This window comes from Anaerolineales bacterium (genome assembly GCA_022866145.1).
Lineage (GTDB): Bacteria > Chloroflexota > Anaerolineae > Anaerolineales > E44-bin32 > PFL42.
This window is the reverse complement of record JALHUE010000267.1, coordinates 1-5,176: the sequence shown is the minus strand read 5'-3', so window position 1 is coordinate 5,176 and position 5,176 is coordinate 1. Positions and strand designations below refer to the sequence as shown.

Annotated in this window: 6 protein-coding genes; 4 read left to right on the top strand and 2 right to left on the bottom strand. The window is 66.6% G+C overall.

All coding sequences use genetic code 11. The features are described from left to right. The 4 genes from MUO23_08220 to MUO23_08205 form a co-directional block, all read left to right on the top strand. The coding region (locus MUO23_08220; protein ID MCJ7512941.1) for a DHHA1 domain-containing protein at window positions 1–730 on the top strand (730 nt) is incomplete at its 5' end. Further along, window positions 727–1,635 carry a tRNA pseudouridine(55) synthase TruB gene (gene truB / locus MUO23_08215; protein MCJ7512940.1) on the top strand — a complete coding sequence of 303 codons (909 nt, stop codon included), beginning with the start codon at window positions 727–729 and terminating at the stop codon, window positions 1,633–1,635. The genes MUO23_08220 and truB, both read left to right, overlap by 4 nt. After that, window positions 1,636–2,586, top strand: a complete 951-nt coding sequence (locus tag MUO23_08210; protein ID MCJ7512939.1) for a bifunctional riboflavin kinase/FAD synthetase — start codon at window positions 1,636–1,638, stop codon at window positions 2,584–2,586. Then, window positions 2,579–3,988 (top strand): FAD-dependent thymidylate synthase, encoded by a 1,410-nt coding sequence (locus MUO23_08205; protein MCJ7512938.1) that lies wholly within the window; start codon window positions 2,579–2,581, stop codon window positions 3,986–3,988. The genes MUO23_08210 and MUO23_08205 overlap by 8 nt, the downstream gene beginning before the upstream one ends. Here MUO23_08205 and MUO23_08200 read toward each other — a convergent pair. Together MUO23_08200 and MUO23_08195 are read right to left on the bottom strand one after the other, a co-directional pair. Continuing rightward, window positions 3,925–4,305, bottom strand: coding sequence for a hypothetical protein (locus MUO23_08200; protein MCJ7512937.1), 381 nt, complete (start codon window positions 4,303–4,305; stop codon window positions 3,925–3,927). The genes MUO23_08205 and MUO23_08200 overlap by 64 nt on opposite strands. A 262-nt stretch (window positions 4,306–4,567) precedes the next feature. Further along, window positions 4,568–5,176: lysoplasmalogenase (locus MUO23_08195; protein ID MCJ7512936.1), on the bottom strand; the 609-nt coding region annotated here is incomplete at its 5' end.

The window sequence follows — 5,176 nt, the reverse complement described above, 5'->3', positions numbered from 1 at the left end:
GTGCGTCGACTGCTCCGACATCGACCGCATGGGATTGGACCCCAGCCTTCTGCCCCGTCAGCCGGACATCAACATCGACCACCATCCGACCAATACCGGATTCGCCCGCCTCAACCTGGTGGACGAGCAGGCGTCGGCGACGGCCAGCCTGCTGGTTACCCTTCTGCCGGAACTCGGCCTGACGGTCGACTCGCCGGTCGCCAGCAACCTGCTCGCCGGGATCGTCACCGACACGATCGGTTTCCGCGTTCCCGGGGTCGGCCCGGACCTGCTGCGCCAGGCTGCCGACCTGATGGAGCTGGGCGCGCCGCTGGCCGAAATCTTCGACCAGACCCTGAATCGTCATTCCCTGGCCGCGGCCCGCTACTGGGGCCTGGGATTGGCGCGGCTGCAGCGGGAAGGGCGCATGCTATGGGCGAGCCTCAACCTCGAGGACCGCGGCCTGGCCGGCTACGTCGGCAGCGACGACGCTGACCTGATCAACCTGCTGATGACCATCGACGGCGCCGATATCACCCTGATCTTCGTCGAGCAGCCGGAGGGCAGAGTCAAGGTGAGTTGGCGGGCTCGCGCCGGCATGGACGTGTCCCGGATTGCGGCTTCCTTCGGCGGGGGCGGTCATGAGCTTGCCGCCGGCGCCATGCTCAGTGGAACCCTGCAGGAGGTGGTCGAACGCGTGCTGCAGACAACCCGCCCAGCCCTCTCGGGGCGTAACAGGGGCATGGCTTGAAGGAGTCCGGCCTGCTGATCGTGGACAAGCCGGTCGGCCCGACCTCGCACCAGATCGTGCACGTTGTGCGCAAGGGGACCGGCATACGCAAGGTGGGCCACGCTGGCACGCTGGACCCGCGGGCCTCGGGCGTGCTTGTCTTGTGCCTGGGCGCCGCCACGCGGCTGAGCGAGTATCTCTCGGCCTGCGACAAGGCCTACGAAGCGGTTGTGCGCTTCGGCGTGGCGACCACCACCTATGACTCGGATGGGGAGGTTGTCTCCGCTGGCGGACCGATCCCCCCGCTCGAGGCGATCGAGCAGGCGCTGCACAGCTTCCGCGGCCGGATCGAGCAGGCCCCGCCTCCCTACAGCGCAGTGAAGGTTCAGGGGAAGAAGGCCTACCAGCTGGCGCGCCGCGGTGAACCCCCAGCCTTGGCGGCGCGTCCGATCGAAATTCGGAAACTGGCGGTCACCGGCTACCAGCCCCCCGACTTGTCCCTGGAAATCGAGTGCTCAGCCGGGACGTACATCCGGACGCTGGCCCACGACCTGGGCCAGGTGTTGGCAAGCGGAGGGCACCTGCGGGCCTTGCGCCGGACCTCGTCCGGCCATTTCCGTCTGCAGGAGGCGGTCCCCCTGGCGGAACTGGAACTGACCTTCCGGTCGCTCGCGGCGCACGAAGCAGGCGAGCCTCCGGCCTGGTGGCGGTATGCCCTGCCTGCCACCGAGGCGCTTCCCGGGATGCCCCGCCTACCGGTCGACGAGGCCACGATCACTCTGCTGCGCAATGGGCGCGGATTCCTGAGCAGCCAGATCTGTTCCGGAATGGCCCAGGCGCTGGATAGCGATGGCGAGTTGGTCGCCATCCTGCAGGCTGCCCCGGACGGACGTAGCTGGCACCCCCACAAGGTGTTTATCTCTTAGATGACTCTGCTGCAATCCTTCCAGCAATACACAGCTCTCGGCCTGGCGGGAAGCCACGTCACCATGGGATCGTTCGACGGGGTCCATCTGGGCCATGCCCGCCTAATCCAGGCGATGGTCGATTCGGCCCGTTCAGCGTCCGCACCGTCGGTGGTTGTCACTTTCTTCCCGCATCCTTCCGTCGTTCTGCGGGGGCGCCAGCCCGCGCTGTATATCACGACGGTCGAGGAGAAGGCCGACCTGCTTCACCAGCTCGGCGTCGACCATGTCGTCTCCCTCCAGTTCGACCAGGAGCTGGCAGCCATCCCCGCCTCCGAGTTCCTTGGGCGCATGCTCGCTCAACTTCGGATGCGCCGGTTGTTCATCGGTGAGGACTTCGCCCTTGGCCACGGCCGGGAGGGGAATCGTCGCTTCCTCGAGCAGCGCAGCTTGCAGGCTGGATTCCAGGTGCAGGTGGTCCCTCCGCTTCATGTGGACGGCGAGGTCGTGAGTTCCACCCGCGTCCGCGAAGCGCTACGCTCGGGCGACGTCGGCCGGGCGCGGCGCTACCTGGGGCGGCACTTCCTGATTCCCGGCAAAGTGATGCGCGGTGCCGGCCGAGGGCGGCGGCTGGGAATCCCGACCGCCAATCTGGCGATCTGGGAGGAGCGTGCCTACCCGGGGAGCGGGGTGTACGTCTGTTGGGCAGATGTGCTGGATGAGCGATGGCAGGCTGTGACCAACATCGGCTTCCGGCCGACGTTCGAAGAACATACGCCGAGGCCGATCATTGAAACCCACCTGCTGGATTTCGACCGTGACTTGTACGACCAGGAAGTGCGGTTGGTGTTCATCGAACGCCTGCGGGATGAGCGGCGCTTCGACGGGCCGGAGGCGCTGCTGGAGCAGATCGCCCGTGACATCGGCCGTGCGCGGGCGATGCTGGCCGTCGAGGAGGGCGACAATGGGTGATCGGAGCCGCCGGATCTACTTGCTCGACCCCAAGCAGCTTAGCCCCGAGACGATCGCGGTCGCCTTCGCCAAGACCTCGCGCTCGCCGCAGACGTTCGAGCAGATCGCTGCCGAACTGACCGACGCCGATTCGGCGGCGTTTCATGAGAAGTGGGTCGTAGGGTACGGCCATGCTTCGGTGGCCGAGCATGCGGTGCTCCATGTTGCCTTCGAAAACGTCTCGCGGCTGGCGGTCGAGGCAATCGAGCACAGCCGGCTCGCCTCCTACACCGAGAAGTCCACCCGCTATCAGGTGTGGTCCATCGACGGCTTCCATGTGCCGCAGGAGGTGAGCGGTACGCGGTTCGAGGCGGCCTTTCGGCAGGCCTGCGCGAACCTGATGGAAGCGTACGTCGATTCGCTTCAGGTGGTGAAGCCCGTTGTGCGGGCGCTGTATCCCCGTAGCCCGGGCGAGGGCGAAGACCGCTGGGACGGGCGGATTCGCTCCCGCTACGTCGACGCCTGTCGTTTTCTCCTTCCGGCGGCTGTGTTCGCCAACGTGGGAATGACGGTCAACGCTCGCGTCCTGGAAAATGCCCTCCGCAGAATGTTGGCACACCCGCTGCAGGAAGTACGGGCGCTCGCCGCCGAGCTCAAGCAGGCTTGCCTGGCTGAGGTGCCGACCTTGCTCAAGTATGCCGTTCCCGGGGAGGTTGCTTCGGGGGTGCCTCAGCTCCGTCCGGCCCTCCCTCCGGCCTTCGCCGCCTCCGAAGGCGTCATGCTCTTCGATTCTGATCCGAGCGGGGAATCGCGCGTGCTGGCGGCAGGCCTGTACCCCTCAGCCGGGGCGGACTTCCGCGGCGAAATCAATCAGGTGCAGGCTCTTGAGCCGCGGGCGCGGCGGGATCTGGCCGAGGCGCTGCTGGGAGGGCGCGGGCCCCATGACGCCGCCCCCCGCGCCTTGGAGCTGGCGGGTCTGACGGTCGAGGTCACGACCGATCAGGGGTCCTTCTTCGAGCTCAAGCGTCACCGGATGATGACGCAGGTTCCGCAACCGCTCACCGCTCGGCTCGGCTACGCCGTTCCCCGCCTGATCCAGGATAGCGGTTTCGGCGAACGGTACCGGGCGGCAATGACCGCTGCCGGCGAGGCGTTTGAGGAGCTGGCTGCCTGGAACCCGGATGTCGCCTCCTATGTCGTCCCAAATGGGTACTACCGTCGAGTCGTGCTCAGCATGAACCTGCGCGAGGCCTTTCACTTCTGCGAGCTGCGCTCGGCAGAGAACGCCCACTTCTCGATTCGCTGCATCGCCCTCGAGCTCGCCGATCGGATTCGATCGGCCTATCCAATTCTTGGAAGCTACCTGCGGACGCCGGACACCCCGGTGCACAGCCTGCGCCAACAGGTGTTCGTGCCGGCCTGACCTCGGGCTGCACGTACCAACTCGAGCCCGCGACCCGTGCCGACCGGGGCGGCCCCGCAGATTTCGCTCCAGAGGCTGCCGGGCCACAGCTCGGGGATCTGCGGCGCCTGGCCGGCGCGGATGGCGCCCGGGTTGTCCCCGATGACGGCCTTGTTGGCCTCGGACATCGCCTTCCACTTGCCCTTGGCGGCGGAGCCGTAGCACTTGAGGACAATCGCGCTGGCTGTGTCGCCCTTCTTGATCTCAAATTGCGCTTTGACCTTCAGCTTGGGCTCGGTACCCTTGACGAACTTGTCGACCACCTCGGAGGGAGACATCTCATGGGGGGCTTTCTCGTCTGGCCTTGGACTCCTGCTATGCGGCTGTTGGGTGCCTGCGATTGTGTCAGGGCATTCTAGACAACCGCGCGCCTTCCGGCTGAGGGGGGAAGGGGAGAACCTTCCCATGGGCGGTTCCCTGGAAAGGGCGAGCCGGGCTGAGGCGTTGGCTCGACGGGTCCATCCCGCTCGAGTAGCGTGGCCTGGGTCGGTTCAACAGGAGTTTGGACTGCGCCTGTTAGCTCTGGCGAAATCCACAGGCTCAGCCTGCGCCGGCAGCCACCGCCAGGACGACACCGGCGGCCATCAGGTACTGAGCCAGGTGGTAGGAAACCATGACGAGCAGGCGGGAGGCCGTGAACCGGTCCACAAAGCGCTCCCAGGCGTTCAGGGCGTCGGAGACGAAGAACAGCCCGCCGCCGATTGCCGCCAACAGGGCGCCGGCCCAGGGCCACTCGGGGCGGAGGGTGGTGCACCACGTCGACCACAGCGTTGCCGCCAGCACCACGCCGTACACGGCCACGGGTGGCCACAGTTTCGCCCGGCCAGCCAGCAGCAACGCCCGCCGGATGCGGACCAGGATCGGAACGGCGATGGCGGCGACCAACAGGGCGAAGGCGGCGCTCGCGGGACTGACGACCGGGCCACCCTGATTGAACGCCACGACGTACAGCAGGTGAGCTGCAAGAAAGGCGAGCAGCCCTGGGATGAAGCGGTTGGCAGGCAGCATCAAGAAGACGTCGCCGAGCAGGGAGAACCCCAGACCAGCTAGGAACAGCCAGCCGATCGGGGACGGCAGGATCTCCCCATACAAGATCAGCCCGAAGATCAGGATGAGCATCACGGCGGGCTTGGCAAAGTATTCGAGCCT